Genomic DNA, 14,892 nt, shown 5'->3' with positions numbered 1-14,892 from the left:
TCCCGAAGCTACCCCGACGCGCAAAAAAATCGGCCCCGACACGGGGTCACCGCGCGGGGCCGAAAAGGTCAGAATTGCTGTGACCGTACATAGTGGAAACCGAGCCCTTCGGCAATCGCCGCCTTTAGACCCTGACCGGACCTGCCTTGGGTTTTCGCCCGAGGCCGCCCGTGCTCGCAGGGTGATGAACCGTGTCTCCGTCAGCACCGAGCTTGCGGAGGTCATTGCTCAGCACGCCTTCGGCCGGGTCGAGAGCTGGAGGGCGCGCGCATGATTGCGACCGCTTCCCCCATCCATACCGCTAGCATCAACGGCGCCACGGTCCGCTTCTTCCGCGGGCCGGCTGACAGCCCTGACATGCCATGGCATGCCCATGAGGAATTGCTGGCGGCACTCGCGCTGCCACGCGACCTGCGTCGCGCCCTGAAGGCGGCTCTCCTGAAAAGTTGGAAGGAGGTCTGCCACACGGTCGAGGTCGACGGCGAGCCCGTGCTTATCGCGCCGCACTTCGTCGCTCAGGGCCTGATCGGCATGGCCCAGGAGATCGGGAAGGGCGTCACCACGACGCCTGACCTCGTTGACCGTGAATATGCCCGAGCCGGGGTCGCAGCGATGTCTGCGCTCACCGCGCACATCCCGGCGGCAACCGACCGGTTCACTTGGGCGATGCAGGCCTTCCATAATCAGGGAGGCGCAGCATGACGGCGCTTCCTCCCCCCATCGCCGAGAAGTGCGCAAAGGCCATCGGGCAACTCGCCAGCTCCCACGAAGGGCAGGTGGTGGCCGGCGCCCGCGGTCTCCTCAGGATCCTTGAAGGTGCCGGGCTCGGCATCACAGACCTGTCGGATCACATCACAGCGCAGCCCCGCGAGGTCGTGGTCTACCGCGAGCGTGCGGCCCAGCCCGAGCCTAGCCCCTTCGCTTACGGTTCGTGGCGGCAGACGTGGGCGGGGTGCGATCCACAGCGTCAGCACAAGGCGCGGGTCGACGTCCTACAGGCCGACCGCAGCGGGTTCCTGACCGATTGGGAATTTGCCTTCGTCCGGTCGCTGGGGCGGCAGCTCGCAGAGGGACGGCGCATCTCACCCAAGCAGGTGACGATCCTCAACGAACTGCACGCCCGGTACGTGGAGCGGTACGGATGACGGACCGCCTCCCGCCTCCGTCCGAGCGCGAGTTGTTCGCCTCGATGCTCGAATGCGCCCGCCAGGGTGCGGAGATCCGGCGCCGTGAGCGCCGGGTCACCCGGTGGCTCGGCCGCCGCAACCTTCGCCTTGAACGCGACCCCTCCGGCTACGCGATTTCCGACCGCTACAGCACCCTGTGCGAGGCGACCGGGCTGACGCTCGCCCAAGCCGAGATGTGGGCCGCCACCGTCCAATCACATGAGGGAGGCGCGGCTTGAGTACGTCCGCCAACATGCCCGAACGGTACGTGCCGACGAAGGCCGCGCAACAGGCGGTTGAGGGGCACGAGGTCTCCATCGTGCAGTCGCTCGGGATCCCGTGGACCGCAGGCCAGCGCACTCACATCAGGTGCCCCTATCCGGGCCATGGAGGGGCCGAGGATTGGCGCCTCAACAGCAAGGGGCGGGCGATCTGCACCTGCACCGGCAACAAGACGGACTCCGTTTTCAATATCGCTAGCAAGGTCCGCGGGGTCGATTTCGAAGAGGCCAAGGTCTGGTGTTGCGAGGCCATCGGCGCCACCGACCTCATCCGCGAGAAGTCGGCGGAAGGCGGGTTCCAGGCTACGGACGCCACGTCGCTGCTGAATGCCCCGCCCGAGCGTCGGGACGACAACCTGCCCCGGGCCTACCTAGCCCATCGGCTCGGACTGGAGCCGCAGGACGTGTTGATGCCGAGCACGGCGGCCGTGGGGATCCGGTCGCTGGGCTACTTCGATCCGCCCAAGGGTCGGGGGAAGCCGGCCAAGGTTGGGGACTATCCCTGCGCCGTGTTCGAACAGGTCGACGTTGCCGGCAACCGGCACGCCCATCGGATCTACCTTGCTCCTGGCGGAGCCGGGAAGGCCGACCTCGGGCGGGATGCGTCCGGCAAGGCTAGAGACCCGAAGAAGTCGGCGCGGCGGATCGGGGAGGAGAGCACCGCCGGCCGGAGCGTCATCTGGGGCGACCCGAATGCCCGGGCCTTCTGCATCTTGGCCGAAGGCGTCGAGACCGCTGCGGCCATCGCCGACGCCCTCCGGGAGGATATCGAGTACGAAGAGGTCTACGTGGTCGCCGCCATCAACGCGGGCGGCATCGAGGCCTTCACTCCAGGACCGAAAACCATTCGGGTCACGGTTGCTGCGGATCGGGACGAGGCGGCCAAGATCAGCCGCCCGGAGCCGACCCGCAGGGGCGAGCAGGCCGCTCGGAAGTTCGCGCTGCGCCACGGCCGTCGCCTCTCCGTCGACATTGCCTTGGCGGGTGAGCCCGGCACCAGCACAGACTGGCTCGACGTGTACCGCGCCCACGGCCCCGAAGCCGTGCGGGTGGGCCTGAAGCGCGCCGTCCCGTTCAAGGCGACGTCTGAGGAGATCGAGGACGAGGGCCGCCGGCAAGGCGACCAGGACGAGCTTGCCCGAGTAGAGCGCGATTACCCGTTGCCCACCCTCGACACGTTCAGCCTGACCTACCGCCGGACCGACGCCGGCCGGATCCGCGTGTGCAAGTTCGTGAAGGTGGAGGAGGAGCTGGTCACGCAACCGATCGCCTCCCCGTTCGGGGTGCTGGCTCGGTTGCGGTACCTCGACCAGGCCGACGCCTACGGGCTGCGTCTCGTGGTTGAGGACATGGGCGGGAAGCGCCGCGCCATCGACGTGGAGCGGGCCGCCTTCGCCAAGCAGGCGGCTTCCGAGACCCGGAGCATGCTGTTCGGCGCAGGCCTCCGGACGGAGGACGACGGCGAGAACATCGCGGTCAAGGTGCTCAAGGCCGCCGACCCGCAGAACGAGATCACGGTGGTCCGTCGTCCCGGCTGGCATAGCCTCGACGGCTCGGCCGAGCGGTTCTTCGTCTGCCCGGGCGGCGAGATCATCGGCGCGCCGGAAGGCCAGCCCTTGGAGTTGTCCTTGGGCTCGCGCATCAGCGAGGCGGTCGCGGCCGGCGGCACCCTGGAAGGCTGGCGCGCCGCCGTCGCGGCAGCGGCAGGGGTCACCCGGTGTCCGCACTGGACCCTCGGTGCCGTCGCGGGGTTCGCCGCCCCGCTGGTATCCCTCACCGGGCTCGACACCTGCGGCATCAACCTCAGCGGGACCACCTCGGGCGGCAAGACCACGACACAGCGCCTTGCGGTTTCGGCATGGTCTCGGGCGGCGCTCGACCAGCGCGATAGCCTACTGCAAAGCGCCCGTGCCACGGCGAACGGCGTTGAGGGCATGGCAGCCCGCGCCAACGGGACCATCCTTGCCTTGGACGAATTGGGCCACGTCACCGGCAAGGAGCTGGGCCGTACAATCTACTCGCTAGCCTCCGGCGTCGGCAAAAGCCGCATGACGGCGGACGCGCAGCTCCGGGCGTCCCATACGTGGTCGACCTTCGTCATCCTGTCGGCCGAGAAGTCGCTGGAGGAGAAGGTCCGCGGTGACGGTGGCGAGTGGTATGGCGGCATGGCCACCCGCATCCCGGACGTCGACATCACGGGCGTTGACCGCGCGGTGGATCAAGCCGTCATGGCCCAGATCCAGGCCGTGGATCAGCACTTCGGGCATGCCGGCCCGGCATTCGTCAGAGCGTTGATCGCGCACGGGATGCACCGGCAGGCGGATGAGATCCGGAAGGGGATCAACCTCGCCGCCGATCGCCTCGCGGGCCCTGGAGCAGATAGCGCTCTTCGCCGGGCCGCCCTGCCCTTCGCTATTCTGGCCACCGCCGGCCGCTTAGCTCGGAAGTTCGGGGTGCTTCCGGACGCGGTCGATGTCGAGAACGCGGTTCGGTGGGCCTGGGCCAAGTTCAACACCTCGACCGACGCCGCGGCCCTCGACCCTGAGACGCAGGCGGTGGCGAACCTGAGGGCTTGGGTGGCCGAGCGCTGGAACACGGAGGTGCAGCCCACCGAGCCTGAGGATGGCGTCCGTGCCGCCAACCGCAACGCTCTGGGCTGGTACGACGACGATGCCGTCTACATCCCGGCACACCGCATCGTGGAAGCCGCGGGCGGGACCCTGAAGGAAGTGGAGATCGGGCGGGCCCTCGACGCGCAGGGCCTCATCGCCAAGCGCAAGGCGGCCGACTGCTACTTCCTCGCCTACGTGCCCAAGATCGGGAAACTGAAGGCCTATGCGCTGCATCGGTCCGAGTTTCGGTCGACATCCCGGGAAGAGCCGCCCTTCGCTGTTCACGAGGGAGGGCGACGCTGATGGACCTCGCAGCCTTCTTCGCCGAGACGGCCGAGGCGGTTCAGCCTCAGCCCAAGCAGCCCGCAAGAGGTGCCGGATTTCCCGGATTTCCCGTTTCCAGGGGTGCTTCCGGGAACGGTCAAACCATTGAAGATAAAGACATTTCCCGGATTTCCCGTATTTCCCGTAGCCAAAACAAGGATCAGGTATCCGATCCATCTCAAACTGCCCAGGCGCGTGCGGGCGCGTGCGCGAGTGAGCGCGCGCGAGACATATGTGCGAACCCACGGGAAATGCGGGAACAGCGGGAAAAGCTAGAAAAGTCAAACACTTACATTTCCCGTTCCCTCTCTAGAAAACGGGAAAAAGAAGAAGAAACGGGAAATCTGGTGCCTCTGCCGGTCGGTGATAGCGTCACTCAGTGGCGCGCCGGCCTCGACCGCCTCGACCGTGAGCGGCCGCCCTGCCCCGGATACCGTTCGGGTGAGTGGGAAGCGGTGCTGGCCCGGGCCTACGCCTTCCTCGACCAGTTCGGCCCCCAGGCCGAGGCGCTGGGCTGGACCTCAGCGAGGTTGTTCGGGGCCCATCGTGAGGCTGGCATCGTCAGGGTCGACGCCTGCGGGGCTTTGGTGCTGCCAATCAGCGGACCGGTCCGCGCTATCACGGCCACAGAAGTCCGGTTCGGGCACCTCACCCACCGCGAGAAGCCCGGTCAGCTTGCCGGTGTCCCTTGGTGGGAGTGGGGCCGATGATCGCCCCGCAGAACGCCTTCGGCCCTTGGCGGCCGGACATTGACCCCGCCGAGCGGCTGGCTCGCCTGAGGTCCATGAGGGCGATTGCCCGGCTCACCCTCGGGCCCCGGGGCGAGATCTTCGCCGAGACGCTGCGCCAGGCGGAGACCAACCCTGACCAGCTTGAAGCCGCCCTGCACCAGCTCGAAGCGCTCGCTGCCCTCGACCGCAGGACGGTGCTCGCGTCCTTCGCTGCCCTTCATCGCCCCGCAGCCTGAGGAGATCCAAGGCATGAGCGCTACCCAGATCGATCGCATGTGGTTTCAGGCTCACCCCCGCCGGGAATATCGCCTGCGCCGGCAGACGCCCGCAGAGGTCGCCGCGTGGCCTGTCCAGCCCGGTCCCGACTTTGATCCCTGGTGCATCATCCGCCGCCGAGACGGCGTGATGGAGGTGTTCGCCATCAAGGCCGGCAGCCCGACTGATGACCACGACTTCGAGCTTGGCATCTTTTTTGACCACCTGCGAGAGGAGGCCGCATGACGCCCCGCGAGCGAGCCGCCTTCAATCAGGGCGTCGAGGCGATGCGCCAGATGGCGATGACCGCCGCCGTCACCATCGAGATCCGAGACGACGCCCGCGCGGTTCGGCAGCAGGCCGCAGCCGCTGCGCTCCATGGCCTCGCCGAGGGGGCCAAGGTGCTGCTGCTCGGGACCGATGCGGACCGGACAGCCGGCATACCTGCAACGCGGGATGCCGCGAATGCGTAAATGCGGTTTCGCGGGTTTGATGATATGAGGACTGAGAATAGGTAGCGCTATGAGAGACTTGAACGCCCGTCTCCGGAGGCTGGAGACCGCTATTCGCCCTCCGCGGCACCGCACGGTGCGCCGGTTCGCGATCGAGGGCCCGAAGAACTTGCCGGAGGGTGCCGCTGAAGCCTTCCTCCGGGAGTGCGGCCACGACCTGAAGGACGAAGACCTCAACATCATCCGGGTCGTGATCGCGCCCGGGCCGGACCTGGCGCTGAGGGATGTCACGGCAGAGGTCTGCCGATGAGCCCGCGCCCTGTTTTTTTCCTGTTGTTTACAGGCCACACCGCGGGATCGGGGGGCTGCTGATGGCGAACGAAGCCACTCAGTTCGAGCCCGGCCGGAGCGGCAACCCTGGCGGCCGTCCGAAGGGGTCCCGCAACCGCTCGACCAAGGCCCTGGAAGCTATCTTCGAGGGCGAGGCCGAGGCCCTGACCCGCAAGGCGATCGAGATGGCCTTGGAGGGCGACACCGTCGCGCTGCGGATGTGCATGGACCGTCTGATGCCCGTCCGGAAGGACAGGCCGATCACCTTCACGCTGCCGGAGATCGAGACCGCGGCCGATCTGACCAAGGCGACCCGCGCGCTGATGCAGGGCGTGGCGGACGGCGAGATCACCCCGTCAGAAGCGGCCGAACTGTCCAAGCTGGTCGACGCCCATGTGAAGGCCGTCGAGGTCCGAGACGTCGCGGCCCGGCTTGCCGCTCTGGAACAGGCCGCAGAGCAGACATCAACAGGAGGAAAGCGCCAATGGCAGGCCTGATGGACAGGATAGCGAGGCTGGAGGCCGCGGCCACCCGACCCACGACCGGCAAGCACCTCATCTTTCGGGTCGAGGCCCCGCGCGGCACACCGGGAGAGAAGATCATCACCATCCTGCGGGAGCGCGGGCACGCCATCCACGAGGGTGACGACGTGTTCCTGATGAACGTTGGCGGCTATGCGATGGCCGAAGGCGAACCGCCACGGGACCTATCCCCTACCCTGTTGACCGAGGAGGAGCGCGCTGCGGCTCCGGCGGCCGGGTGCTGGCCGAAGGGGCGCAAGTGGTTCACGTTCAAGCTCGAAAGCCCGGGGCTGAACGCATGAGCCAGCGTCTCGCCGAGCGGATCGCCCGGCTTGAGGCGGCCCGCAGGACGGTGCCTGTCCGGCTGACGCCCGAGCAAACCGCCGATGCCGCCCGCCGGTATGAGGCGACGCTGTACGAGCCGGGTGCGTCCGATCCCCGTGCCATGGCCTACTGGGCGACTGCGACCCTGCCCGAACTCGCCGATGACTACGCCGCTATGTGCCGCGGTGCCCCGGCCCCGTGGGAATGAGGTGGTGACCGTGGCTGACCTATCCCCTCAGCGGCGCACCCTAGGCCGCCGTCATCGTCACGGAGCCATCGTCGGGGTCAATGGCCTCGACCCGTGGCCCCGGCATGCTCATGGTCGCAAGCCTGTCCAAGAACCGGTTGCAGGCGGCAGCGAGGACGTCGCTGTCATCGGTCGGCATCACGCCCAGCAACTCGCGCATCAGCCCGGCTAGGGCCATATCCCGGCCCGAGCCGATGAAGCCGCCCGCCCCCTCGCGCTCGCGTTCGAAGGCCGAGATGACATTCTCGGCGATGATCCTGGCTGCGGTTTCAGTGTCAGGTCCCTGCATTTGTAGGCCCTCCGCATCGAGTCTGCGCTATCGTGCCTGATGGGAAATTTGGACGGCCGCGCTACATGATGTAACCAGCATGATCCATCGCGCCCCATGCGGCGCTCAGCGTGGACGACATGGCCATTCGGTTTCAGACGAACCCTCGCAAGGCCCTTGAGGTCATTGTGTGGTTCGCCAACAAGCAGCCGGGCATCGATTTTCACTCGATCCTCAAGCTGCTCTTTTTCGCAGACAAGGACCACCTCAACGAATGGGGCCGCCCCATCGTGGGTGATCGCTATTTCGCGCTTCCCTATGGGCCGGTCGCGCAGATGACCTACGACATCCTCAAGCGCGAGCCGCTGGCTCTTGAGGAGTTGAAGACGGCTAGCACGGACCTCCCGTTCGAGGTTCAGAATAGCTACTGCGTCTATCCTCACCGCGCGCCCGATCTGGACCGGCTCTCCGAGACGGATGTCGACGCTCTTGAGGCTGCTTGGGAGCGCTATGCGCATCTCGACTTCAGGGGACGCACGGACGAGTCGCATCGCCATCCGGCCTATCGGAATGCGGAAGTGGCTGGTCGACAGACCATGAGCTACGCCGACTTCCTTGAGGGGGAAATGGCGAGCCCTGAGATGATCGCCGACTTGGAAGAAACCGGACCGCGCCTGCGCCTCTGATGCCGGTTCCGCTCAACGTCGGCGATGTCATCCGCATCTATGACGGCACCACCGACCCGCAGAAGATGAAACGGTTCCTATGCGTGCTGGTCGCAGAGGGATGGTTCCTGCGCATCAACACCAACGCATTTTGGAAGCCGCACTTCCCTCTGCCGCATACCGGCAATGAGCACTGCCTGGACCACGACAGCTTCCTAGAGCTGCGAGGCGTCATCGAGTACGACGACTATTCGATTGAGAGCGCTCTGGACGAGCCAGGCAACCATCTTGGGCAGCTCAGCCGGGACGTGATCGCGCAGCTTGTCGAGCATCTGCCGAACGTGCGCACCATCGCGAAGGTCGAACGCGACCGGATCATCGAAAGCCTTTCAGCGCTCCTCTGAGCCTGCCGCATTTAGCGCATCTCGACCGACCAGAGGTGTTTATGGATTTCCTCCTTCACCTCCGTCATCAAGGCGCCCCCCTTCTGGCGAAGCTCCAAAGCCTTCTCGTGCTTTGATCCGGAGCCAATGCCTTGCAGCCCCATCTCCATCTCTATCATGGCGGTATTAATCAGGTCGTCTAGCGCCTCTAGTTTTTGTTCAAGAGGTTTGTTGATAAAAATCCCATATTTTTTTAGTCTTATCCGGAACTCATATACCTTATCGTTGGCAATGCCGAAGTGTTTCGCGTCAGTGATCCTCCTATAAACATCGAGCTTGTTGTGGCTGCTGATCACATCTTCGACTTCGTGCGGCTGGAAATTCTGGCGCTCAAGCAAGGACTTGAGCCGGTCATCCGATATGCGAGAGATGTCAACGTACTGCCGAAGCCCACTAGTTAGGTCTCTTGCATGGTAGAAAGCCTCTACCAGTTGGCGCCAAGTCTCAGGTAGCGTCTCATACTCGTACTGTCGAATTTTTGAGGATCGATCAAAGAGCGAGTTCATTTCGTATTTGACGCGCTCAAGCTCTTTGTTCTGAGCGTGTTTGTAGGCTTCGAGCCTTTCTGAGAATTTACTTTCGAGCCATCGAGACCCTAAAAATCGAAATAGGAGGAAGGAGCATCCAGCTGTCAAAAGAACTAGTATGCCAATGACGCCGAATACCTTGAACACTGCGCCTGCAAAATCGAAAGCGTAGTCCATGCGCCAGTCGATCCTCTAGGGTCTTGAGTGCCGTGCGATCCGTGTCGGCTATTTATAGGTCTAATCCCAGCCGTTCCTTCGCGACGTGCTTCAGGTATGCGGTCCCGAGATCCTTCAGCAGACCGAAGGTCCAGCCGCCCATCTTGGACGCGCCCTCCTTGGTTCGCTTCCACACTTCCGGGTCCCGGACGGTATCGAGGAATTCGTGACCCTCCCAAGTCAGGGAACGGTAGGTGATACCGTTCCCTGCAGGCTGGGCTCCGGGGCTGTTGAGGAAGCCGGCATCCCGCAGCATGGTCATGTGGTACTCGACCTCTTCGGGCGTGTGCCCATCGACGGCCATCTCTTCATCGTAACCGCTGATCACGACCATGGAGCCCGGACGCATCGGCAGCGCCTCCAGCTTCATGAGCACTTCTCGAACAAGCTCCATGTCCCGCTTCATAGGAAGCCGCTCCCGCTGTGGTCCTTGAAGAGGTTCGCCCGCCGGATGTAGCTCACGACCGTCTTCGGGTCCCTGTGCCGGGACTGGTCCATGATGCGGGTGAGGTCGGCGCCGCGCTCGGCCGCGGTGGTGATGTAGCCGGCCCGTAAGGAGTGTGCCCCGAAGGTCGAGGCATCGAGGCCGGCGGCCGTGCAGTAGCTCTGCAGGATGTTGGCGACGGATCGGTCAGTGAGGCGCACGCTCTCACCCTGCCGGACGTTCCCCGAACGAGACACTGGGCGGAACACCGGACCGGTCGCGATACCCGCGGCATCGAGCCAGTCCCACACCAGCGCCACCGGCCGGACGTAGCGCCCATGTGGGATCGCGATTTCGGCGCCCCTACCCTCTTGATCCGTCTTGGCCTTCCGTATCCGCACCCGCAGGCCTTCGGGCGCCTGAACCAGGTCCTCGACGTCGAGCGCCACCAGTTCCGATCGCCGAAGCGCGCCCGCGAAGCCGAGAGCCAACAGGGCCTTGTCGCGCTTGCCGGCGAGGGTCTGCGGCGTCTGGGCCAGAAGCATCTGAAGGATGTCGACGGTGGCCGCGGCCTTCTGGTTCGGAGCGACACCGACCTTGCGGCGGGCGCCCTTCAAGACCGCCCTCACCGCTTCGTCGTCGGTGGGATCCGGCGCCTTTGCCAGCTTGTGCGCATACTTGATGGCGGCGAGTCGGCGGCTGATGGTCGAGGCCGCCCGCCCGGCCTCAGCCTCGGCCACGATGAAGGCGGCCACGGTCTCAGGCCTCGCAGGTATGGCCGCGGCCCCGTGCCGGTCGCACCAGGCCTGAAAAACCTTGGCGTCGGTGGTGTAAGCGCGCACCGTCGAGCTGGCCTTGCTCGCCCGCTGGTAGGACTGGACGAGAGCCATGGCTTCGGCCGGCAACCCGCTGGTGTAGTCGGGCAGCACGGCCGGCAGGGTGTTGGGCGTGTCGTCGGTCATTTCAGCGGCGGCGGGTGAGGCAGTCCCCATTTATCCGCTTCCTTCCCCATGATCGCGTTGATTGCTTCCTTCGGGTAGCCCTCGGCCACTAGCTCGGAGCGGACCTTGAGCATCCGGGCATAGGCTTCCTGCGGGTACGTCTTGGCGTACCACTGCAAGCCGGGCTGCAGGGCGTTGGGCACGATGGCGGGCGGGCGGGGACGCTTAGCCATGGGCTGGCTCCTCCGTCTCCGGCGCGGCGAAGTCCTCGCTATCGCAGCCGCGGCCCACGGCCAGCATCTCCGCGAACATGGTTCCGAGGATCAGGTCGGCTTCGGCATCCGGAGGCAGGAACATGAACCGGGTCGGGCTCACCACCATCCCGCAGCGGAACCGATCGTCCTGATGATCGAACAGGAGCGCCGGGCAGGGCCCGACGTCCTCGGCCCCAAGGTACTCCTGCGCGATGGCGCAGGGCTGGAGCGCGCAGCAGTAGCCGCACCCATTGCACGGTTCGCCGAACCGCGGCTTTTCGGGGCCGCGTCCTACACCGGCCATCGTCAGGCCCCTGCCCTGCGGGTCGCAAGCCGGAGCTGCCGCACCGCCTGCTGGACCTCGGCCTCCACCTGATCTTCGCTCAGGCGGTCGAACACGCCCGCCGCACTCAGCGGCGCGAGCGCATCCCGGATCCGGCGCGAGACCGCGATGACGTCCGTGGCGCTGCCGCGGCCGAACTGCTCCTTAAGCAGCCCCTCCACGTGGGCATCCCGCTCGGCCCGGGACTGATATACCTTCGTCTTCATTTCTTCACCGCCCTTTCAACTCGGCCGGCTCGAAACTTCCGAGAATACCATTTATCGGAAGCTACATGCTCCGCGGTATCGAGGCAAGCAGGGAAGCCGCTTTCCAGATATACCGCGATGCAGGCATGCCGGCATTGGTATCAATCTGGGTCCTTGATATCAGATCGGCAAATGATATCATTCCGCTCTGTTAATATCAGGAGCGCTCACCGATGGCCGAGACCTCTGCCTTCGCCCTACGCATGCCCCCCGAGATCAAGGCGGCCGCCAAGGCTCTGACCAAAGTCGGGTTCGACGAGCCGTCCGATGCGGGCGAAGGCCTGATCAACAACATCTGGTGCCACAGCATCAACGACGCCCTGTGCTACCTGCTGCGGACCGGTCTGAAGGGGACGCTAACCCACATCGACACGGCCATCGCCGACTTCACCAAGAAAGTCGCGATCAGCGGGGAGATGATGGCGTGGTTCCTCCAGAACCCGGCCGCCTCGAACATCCTCCCGCACAACCTGCCCGAGGCCTCGCCCGCCCGAGCCGAGCTGCAGGAGATCATGTTCCCGGATGGCGTCGAGGATGAGCAGTGGACCGGCGGCATGAGCCGGCGCGAGGTGACCCAGAGTTATGCCGGGGAGCAGCAGCGCCTCTACGACTTGGTCGAGGCCAAGGGCGTCATCCAGAAAGCGCTGGCCGCTCGGGGGTAAGACCCTGATCTAAAAGCAACAAGACTGGCTACAGCGGAAGATTGCCGGCGCCAGAGATCCACCGGTCAATCACCCATTCCTCAGCCACCATTCTGCCTGGCACTATGCTAGTGTCGTACTCGCCAGGACGCTTCCGCCGCATATGAAACTCGTCGCCGGTTGAAACGATTTTCACCTCGACCCCGGTAGGATGTACGGCGGTGACAGTCCCCTTCAAACGGAAGGGGCCGTTTGGGCGCCCAAATTCGATCTCATCGCCGACGCGAAAAGGGCGGGGCTTATGCCCGTCGCCCTGCGGCTCCTCCATGATGCTTAGTCGTGTCCCGACCGTCAGAGTTGCGTTGTTCGTCCTGGCTCGGATTGGCATCCCAACTCCCAAGGCGCGGTTGAGTGTTTATGTCGGCGGCAAAGCAGGGTCCCACGAGATGCGGGCGGCGACTGAAACGGTCAAGTTGGCCTGCTGAGAACGGCGGTGACCGCCAAGCGGAAAACCTGCAACCCTGCATGCCGGTGTTGCGGGTAGCCTCTTCCCCGCTTCGCCGCAAAGCCTTAACCGCGGAATGAAAGGATGCCGGCAGTTCGGGTTGCCGGTGATCGGGAAAGCCGCGATGCATGTGATCCTGGTGGCGACCCAGAAGGGCGGCAGCGGCAAATCCACCCTCTGCGCCCATTTCGGGGCGCTTGCCCAGCGCGAGGGGCAAACCCTGCTGGTCGATGCCGATCCGCAGGGATCCCTGTCCTTCTGGTATAAGCGCCGCGAGGCCGACACGCCCCTGTTGGCGAAGGCAGACGGCAACACCTTTCCTGGGATCCTAGAGGCCGCCAAGGAAGACGGCGTTCAATGGGTGGTGGTCGACAGCCCGCCCCACAACGCCGCCCTGATCTCGTCCCTGATGTCGCGCGCGACCGTCACAGTGGTCCCGGTCCGCCCGGGACCCTTCGACCTCGATGCGGTGGCCGCGACCCTGGCGATGGCCAAGAGCCTCAAGGCCCCGATCGCTTGCGTCATCAACGCCGCGCCGCCGCCGACTCGGGATGCCGAGATCTCCATCGTCGCCGAGGCGCGCGCCATGCTGTCCGACATGGGCGCCCCAGTCCTGCCCGGTCAGGTATCGCAACGTGCCGGCCTTAGCCACGCTCTGATCTCCGGCCAGTCCGTGAACGAGTACGATCCGCAGGGCAGGGCGGCTGCCGAAATCGCCGGCATGTGGACGCAGGTGGTCGCTTTGGCTCACGAGTTCCGCCGCAAGCAGTAGACGCGGCATCGCGGTAACCCGCACATCCTGCATTCCTTCAATCCGCAATCGAGGCACCAACGATGGCAGGTCCGGTCCGTCCGAAACTCAACCAGTTCGTGGAGCAGAAGGCCCCGCCACCTGCGGCCCCCTCGACCGAGCCGGATGATGCCGAGACCACGCGCGAGGTCGAGCCGCCGGCCGCCGCGCCCTCCGACCTCAAGACGATGCAGGTGCGGGTGAACCGTGCGGGCTGGGTCGAGATGTCCCGGCTGGCACAGGACCTCGACATCCCGCTTGAGCGCCTGATGGTCGACGCATTCAACGACGTGCTGGTGAAGCACCGCAAGCCGCCCGTGGTCGAGCGCCGGTTGCCGGTGAAGAAGTGACAGTTGGTAGCATTCTCACGGTGATCGCGGGCCTTGCCGCTGCCGGAGCCGCTGGAACAGGCTTCCGAGCCGCGCAACTGTGGCTGCGCGCAAGTGCCGTTCAGCCGGATCCGGACTGGACGTTTGAGCGTCCCGAACCCGTGATCCCCGAGCTAAGTCAAATGGGCTGGACCGTCGCGATATTGAACGCCGGTCGAGACAGCGGGGCTTTGAACGCCCGTGCAGCCCGCTGGACAGCAGCGGCCGTCATCCTTGCGGCAGTCCAGTCCGCTGCGGGCTTCCTTGCATCCGCGTTCGCGTGACCCCGCTCCCGGCACTGTCTAGCGCAATGGGATCCCGGCTGGCTCACTCATAGCCACGTGGCCTTCTCGATGGGGATGTTCTGGAAGTTGCCTTCGCGGAATTCCCGGCCGACCTTCAGCCGAGCGAGCTTCACAGCTTTTTCGACGCTCATGCCCTCGAAACAGTGCACCAGAGCCTCGCCGATCACGTCCTCCCGCATGGTCCCGGTGAAGTTGGCGGGGAGGTGCCTCTTGATCTCGGCATAAAGGGCTTTGGGATCAGCCAACATCGCCGGGGCCGTTGGCGCCTCGAAGGCTCCGCGTTCCGCGACTAGCTGGGCATGGCGCGCTGCGTGCGCCTTAGACATTCGACGTCGGTTATAGGCAAGGTAAGCCTCGCCCTTAGCCGCCCGCCAGCGGCGATGATAGGCGGCATATTCCTCGCGGTGGGCCTGTCTCCAGCGCTTGTTCCAAGCCGCCCGGTACGCCTTGCCTCGGGCTATCGCCTCCGGGCTGTGCTTCGTGTTGGTGAGGTAGCGCTTCCGCATCTCTGGCGTGATTTCACGGCGGGTGCGCTTGCCGTCTGGCGTCCGCTCTGCCTTCGTCCGCGGTTTAACCCCTGCGGCCCGGCGCTTTGCCTCCCGGGTAACGCGCGCCCTGGCGTTCGCCTCCTCGCGGTTCTTTTCGCGCCACCGACGCTGCGTCTCTAGTCTTCGCTGCTGACGCTCTTCGTCGGTCAAAACTGATCGGCGTGGC

General features: G+C 65.3%; 25 protein-coding genes. 17 read left to right on the top strand and 8 right to left on the bottom strand.

The genetic code is table 11. The features are described from left to right. The first annotated feature begins 270 nt into the window (after positions 1-270). The 12 genes from ACQKQD_RS18465 (at position 271) to ACQKQD_RS18410 (ending at position 7,204) form a co-directional block, all read left to right on the top strand. Complete coding sequence (locus tag ACQKQD_RS18465; protein WP_427509141.1) at positions 271-702, top strand: hypothetical protein; 432 nt, start codon at positions 271-273, stop codon at positions 700-702. Then, positions 699-1,145, top strand: a complete 447-nt coding sequence (locus ACQKQD_RS18460; RefSeq protein ID WP_427509140.1) for a hypothetical protein — start codon at positions 699-701, stop codon at positions 1,143-1,145. Before ACQKQD_RS18465 ends, ACQKQD_RS18460 begins: the two co-directional genes overlap by 4 nt. After that, on the top strand, positions 1,142-1,405 hold the full coding sequence (locus ACQKQD_RS18455) for a hypothetical protein (RefSeq protein WP_427509139.1): 264 nt from the start codon (positions 1,142-1,144) through the stop codon (positions 1,403-1,405). The genes ACQKQD_RS18460 and ACQKQD_RS18455 overlap by 4 nt, the downstream gene beginning before the upstream one ends. Then, positions 1,402-4,362, top strand: a complete 2,961-nt coding sequence (locus ACQKQD_RS18450; protein WP_427509138.1) for a DUF927 domain-containing protein — start codon at positions 1,402-1,404, stop codon at positions 4,360-4,362. Before ACQKQD_RS18455 ends, ACQKQD_RS18450 begins: the two co-directional genes overlap by 4 nt. Next, complete coding sequence (locus tag ACQKQD_RS18445) at positions 4,362-5,093, top strand: hypothetical protein (protein WP_427509137.1); 732 nt, start codon at positions 4,362-4,364, stop codon at positions 5,091-5,093. Before ACQKQD_RS18450 ends, ACQKQD_RS18445 begins: the two co-directional genes overlap by 1 nt. Continuing rightward, positions 5,090-5,350, top strand: coding sequence for a hypothetical protein (locus ACQKQD_RS18440; protein WP_427509136.1), 261 nt, complete (start codon positions 5,090-5,092; stop codon positions 5,348-5,350). Before ACQKQD_RS18445 ends, ACQKQD_RS18440 begins: the two co-directional genes overlap by 4 nt. A gap of 13 nt (positions 5,351-5,363) precedes the next feature. Further along, positions 5,364-5,615 carry a hypothetical protein gene (locus tag ACQKQD_RS18435; protein ID WP_427509135.1) on the top strand — a complete coding sequence of 84 codons (252 nt, stop codon included), beginning with the start codon at positions 5,364-5,366 and terminating at the stop codon, positions 5,613-5,615. Further along, positions 5,612-5,842 carry a hypothetical protein gene (locus tag ACQKQD_RS18430; RefSeq protein WP_427509134.1) on the top strand — a complete coding sequence of 77 codons (231 nt, stop codon included), beginning with the start codon at positions 5,612-5,614 and terminating at the stop codon, positions 5,840-5,842. Before ACQKQD_RS18435 ends, ACQKQD_RS18430 begins: the two co-directional genes overlap by 4 nt. A 58-nt stretch (positions 5,843-5,900) precedes the next feature. Further along, the gene (locus ACQKQD_RS18425) at positions 5,901-6,131 is read left to right on the top strand and encodes a hypothetical protein (protein WP_427509133.1); all 231 of its coding nucleotides are present in this window, start codon (positions 5,901-5,903) and stop codon (positions 6,129-6,131) included. Positions 6,132-6,192: 61 nt separating this feature from the next. After that, positions 6,193-6,648, top strand: a complete 456-nt coding sequence (locus tag ACQKQD_RS18420; protein WP_427509132.1) for a DUF5681 domain-containing protein — start codon at positions 6,193-6,195, stop codon at positions 6,646-6,648. Continuing rightward, positions 6,636-6,974 (top strand): hypothetical protein, encoded by a 339-nt coding sequence (locus ACQKQD_RS18415; RefSeq protein WP_427509131.1) that lies wholly within the window; start codon positions 6,636-6,638, stop codon positions 6,972-6,974. Before ACQKQD_RS18420 ends, ACQKQD_RS18415 begins: the two co-directional genes overlap by 13 nt. After that, positions 6,971-7,204 (top strand): hypothetical protein, encoded by a 234-nt coding sequence (locus ACQKQD_RS18410; RefSeq protein ID WP_427509130.1) that lies wholly within the window; start codon positions 6,971-6,973, stop codon positions 7,202-7,204. The genes ACQKQD_RS18415 and ACQKQD_RS18410 overlap by 4 nt, the downstream gene beginning before the upstream one ends. A 40-nt stretch (positions 7,205-7,244) precedes the next feature. On the opposite strand, the gene ACQKQD_RS18405 is transcribed toward ACQKQD_RS18410, so the two are convergent. Further along, positions 7,245-7,532: a hypothetical protein gene (locus tag ACQKQD_RS18405; RefSeq protein ID WP_427509129.1), complete on the bottom strand. Its 288-nt coding sequence runs from the start codon at positions 7,530-7,532 to the stop codon at positions 7,245-7,247. 119 nt (positions 7,533-7,651) lie between these two features. Here ACQKQD_RS18405 and ACQKQD_RS18400 point away from each other — a divergent pair, with 119 nt between their 5' ends. Then, positions 7,652-8,197, top strand: coding sequence for a Panacea domain-containing protein (locus tag ACQKQD_RS18400; RefSeq protein WP_427509294.1), 546 nt, complete (start codon positions 7,652-7,654; stop codon positions 8,195-8,197). Next, positions 8,197-8,580, top strand: coding sequence for a hypothetical protein (locus tag ACQKQD_RS18395; protein WP_427509128.1), 384 nt, complete (start codon positions 8,197-8,199; stop codon positions 8,578-8,580). Before ACQKQD_RS18400 ends, ACQKQD_RS18395 begins: the two co-directional genes overlap by 1 nt. Positions 8,581-8,591: 11 nt before the next feature. Here the strand turns inward: ACQKQD_RS18395 and ACQKQD_RS18390 are convergent, their stop codons facing one another. From ACQKQD_RS18390 to ACQKQD_RS18365, 6 genes are read right to left on the bottom strand one after another with little or no spacing between them, the layout of a single operon-like run. After that, positions 8,592-9,323 (bottom strand): hypothetical protein, encoded by a 732-nt coding sequence (locus ACQKQD_RS18390; RefSeq protein WP_427509127.1) that lies wholly within the window; start codon positions 9,321-9,323, stop codon positions 8,592-8,594. A 52-nt stretch (positions 9,324-9,375) separates the two neighbouring features. Then, a complete protein-coding gene (locus ACQKQD_RS18385) occupies positions 9,376-9,768 on the bottom strand; it encodes a DUF2513 domain-containing protein (protein ID WP_427509126.1) in 393 nt (130 codons plus the stop codon). Continuing rightward, on the bottom strand, positions 9,765-10,748 hold the full coding sequence (locus ACQKQD_RS18380; protein WP_427509125.1) for a site-specific integrase: 984 nt from the start codon (positions 10,746-10,748) through the stop codon (positions 9,765-9,767). The genes ACQKQD_RS18385 and ACQKQD_RS18380 overlap by 4 nt, the downstream gene beginning before the upstream one ends. Continuing rightward, on the bottom strand, positions 10,745-10,960 hold the full coding sequence (locus ACQKQD_RS18375) for a hypothetical protein (RefSeq protein WP_427509124.1): 216 nt from the start codon (positions 10,958-10,960) through the stop codon (positions 10,745-10,747). Before ACQKQD_RS18375 ends, ACQKQD_RS18380 begins: the two co-directional genes overlap by 4 nt. After that, a complete protein-coding gene (locus ACQKQD_RS18370) occupies positions 10,953-11,285 on the bottom strand; it encodes a hypothetical protein (RefSeq protein ID WP_427509123.1) in 333 nt (110 codons plus the stop codon). The genes ACQKQD_RS18375 and ACQKQD_RS18370 overlap by 8 nt, the downstream gene beginning before the upstream one ends. A 2-nt stretch (positions 11,286-11,287) precedes the next feature. Further along, positions 11,288-11,530: a hypothetical protein gene (locus ACQKQD_RS18365; protein ID WP_427509122.1), complete on the bottom strand. Its 243-nt coding sequence runs from the start codon at positions 11,528-11,530 to the stop codon at positions 11,288-11,290. A gap of 212 nt (positions 11,531-11,742) precedes the next feature. Here ACQKQD_RS18365 and ACQKQD_RS18360 point away from each other — a divergent pair, with 212 nt between their 5' ends. The 3 genes from ACQKQD_RS18360 to ACQKQD_RS18350 all read left to right on the top strand — a co-directional run bounded on the left by ACQKQD_RS18360 (position 11,743) and on the right by ACQKQD_RS18350 (position 13,855). Then, entirely contained in the window at positions 11,743-12,231 is a 489-nt protein-coding gene (locus ACQKQD_RS18360) for a hypothetical protein (protein ID WP_427509121.1), read from the top strand. 608 nt (positions 12,232-12,839) lie between these two features. Continuing rightward, positions 12,840-13,487 (top strand): AAA family ATPase, encoded by a 648-nt coding sequence (locus ACQKQD_RS18355; RefSeq protein WP_427509120.1) that lies wholly within the window; start codon positions 12,840-12,842, stop codon positions 13,485-13,487. Between the two features lie 62 nt (positions 13,488-13,549). Further along, a complete protein-coding gene (locus ACQKQD_RS18350; protein ID WP_427509119.1) occupies positions 13,550-13,855 on the top strand; it encodes a hypothetical protein in 306 nt (101 codons plus the stop codon). A 349-nt stretch (positions 13,856-14,204) separates the two neighbouring features. On the opposite strand, the gene ACQKQD_RS18345 is transcribed toward ACQKQD_RS18350, so the two are convergent. Further along, positions 14,205-14,876, bottom strand: coding sequence for a hypothetical protein (locus ACQKQD_RS18345; protein WP_427509118.1), 672 nt, complete (start codon positions 14,874-14,876; stop codon positions 14,205-14,207). Between the last annotated feature and the right edge of the window lie 16 nt (positions 14,877-14,892).

The sequence above is a fragment of the Methylobacterium sp. NPDC080182 genome, assembly GCF_050281105.1.
In the GTDB taxonomy this organism is placed as follows: Bacteria; Pseudomonadota; Alphaproteobacteria; order Rhizobiales; family Beijerinckiaceae; genus Methylobacterium.
This window is presented reverse-complemented; position numbering and strand designations above follow the sequence as displayed.

Bases quoted from the DNA above. Each gene is read 5' to 3' on its own strand.
- ACQKQD_RS18465 (WP_427509141.1), top strand. From the start codon at position 271: ATGATTGCGACCGCTTCCCCCATCCATACCGCTAGCATCAACGGCGCC.
- ACQKQD_RS18460 (WP_427509140.1), top strand. From the start codon at position 699: ATGACGGCGCTTCCTCCCCCCATCGCCGAGAAGTGCGCAAAGGCCATC.
- ACQKQD_RS18455 (WP_427509139.1), top strand. From the start codon at position 1,142: ATGACGGACCGCCTCCCGCCTCCGTCCGAGCGCGAGTTGTTCGCCTCG.
- ACQKQD_RS18445 (WP_427509137.1), top strand. From the start codon at position 4,362: ATGGACCTCGCAGCCTTCTTCGCCGAGACGGCCGAGGCGGTTCAGCCT.
- ACQKQD_RS18440 (WP_427509136.1), top strand. From the start codon at position 5,090: ATGATCGCCCCGCAGAACGCCTTCGGCCCTTGGCGGCCGGACATTGAC.
- ACQKQD_RS18435 (WP_427509135.1), top strand. From the start codon at position 5,364: ATGAGCGCTACCCAGATCGATCGCATGTGGTTTCAGGCTCACCCCCGC.
- ACQKQD_RS18430 (WP_427509134.1), top strand. From the start codon at position 5,612: ATGACGCCCCGCGAGCGAGCCGCCTTCAATCAGGGCGTCGAGGCGATG.
- ACQKQD_RS18420 (WP_427509132.1), top strand. From the start codon at position 6,193: ATGGCGAACGAAGCCACTCAGTTCGAGCCCGGCCGGAGCGGCAACCCT.
- ACQKQD_RS18415 (WP_427509131.1), top strand. From the start codon at position 6,636: ATGGCAGGCCTGATGGACAGGATAGCGAGGCTGGAGGCCGCGGCCACC.
- ACQKQD_RS18410 (WP_427509130.1), top strand. From the start codon at position 6,971: ATGAGCCAGCGTCTCGCCGAGCGGATCGCCCGGCTTGAGGCGGCCCGC.
- ACQKQD_RS18405 (WP_427509129.1), bottom strand. From the start codon at position 7,532: ATGCAGGGACCTGACACTGAAACCGCAGCCAGGATCATCGCCGAGAAT.
- ACQKQD_RS18400 (WP_427509294.1), top strand. From the start codon at position 7,652: ATGGCCATTCGGTTTCAGACGAACCCTCGCAAGGCCCTTGAGGTCATT.
- ACQKQD_RS18395 (WP_427509128.1), top strand. From the start codon at position 8,197: ATGCCGGTTCCGCTCAACGTCGGCGATGTCATCCGCATCTATGACGGC.
- ACQKQD_RS18390 (WP_427509127.1), bottom strand. From the start codon at position 9,323: ATGGACTACGCTTTCGATTTTGCAGGCGCAGTGTTCAAGGTATTCGGC.
- ACQKQD_RS18385 (WP_427509126.1), bottom strand. From the start codon at position 9,768: ATGAAGCGGGACATGGAGCTTGTTCGAGAAGTGCTCATGAAGCTGGAG.
- ACQKQD_RS18380 (WP_427509125.1), bottom strand. From the start codon at position 10,748: ATGACCGACGACACGCCCAACACCCTGCCGGCCGTGCTGCCCGACTAC.
- ACQKQD_RS18375 (WP_427509124.1), bottom strand. From the start codon at position 10,960: ATGGCTAAGCGTCCCCGCCCGCCCGCCATCGTGCCCAACGCCCTGCAG.
- ACQKQD_RS18370 (WP_427509123.1), bottom strand. From the start codon at position 11,285: ATGGCCGGTGTAGGACGCGGCCCCGAAAAGCCGCGGTTCGGCGAACCG.
- ACQKQD_RS18365 (WP_427509122.1), bottom strand. From the start codon at position 11,530: ATGAAGACGAAGGTATATCAGTCCCGGGCCGAGCGGGATGCCCACGTG.
- ACQKQD_RS18360 (WP_427509121.1), top strand. From the start codon at position 11,743: ATGGCCGAGACCTCTGCCTTCGCCCTACGCATGCCCCCCGAGATCAAG.
- ACQKQD_RS18355 (WP_427509120.1), top strand. From the start codon at position 12,840: ATGCATGTGATCCTGGTGGCGACCCAGAAGGGCGGCAGCGGCAAATCC.
- ACQKQD_RS18350 (WP_427509119.1), top strand. From the start codon at position 13,550: ATGGCAGGTCCGGTCCGTCCGAAACTCAACCAGTTCGTGGAGCAGAAG.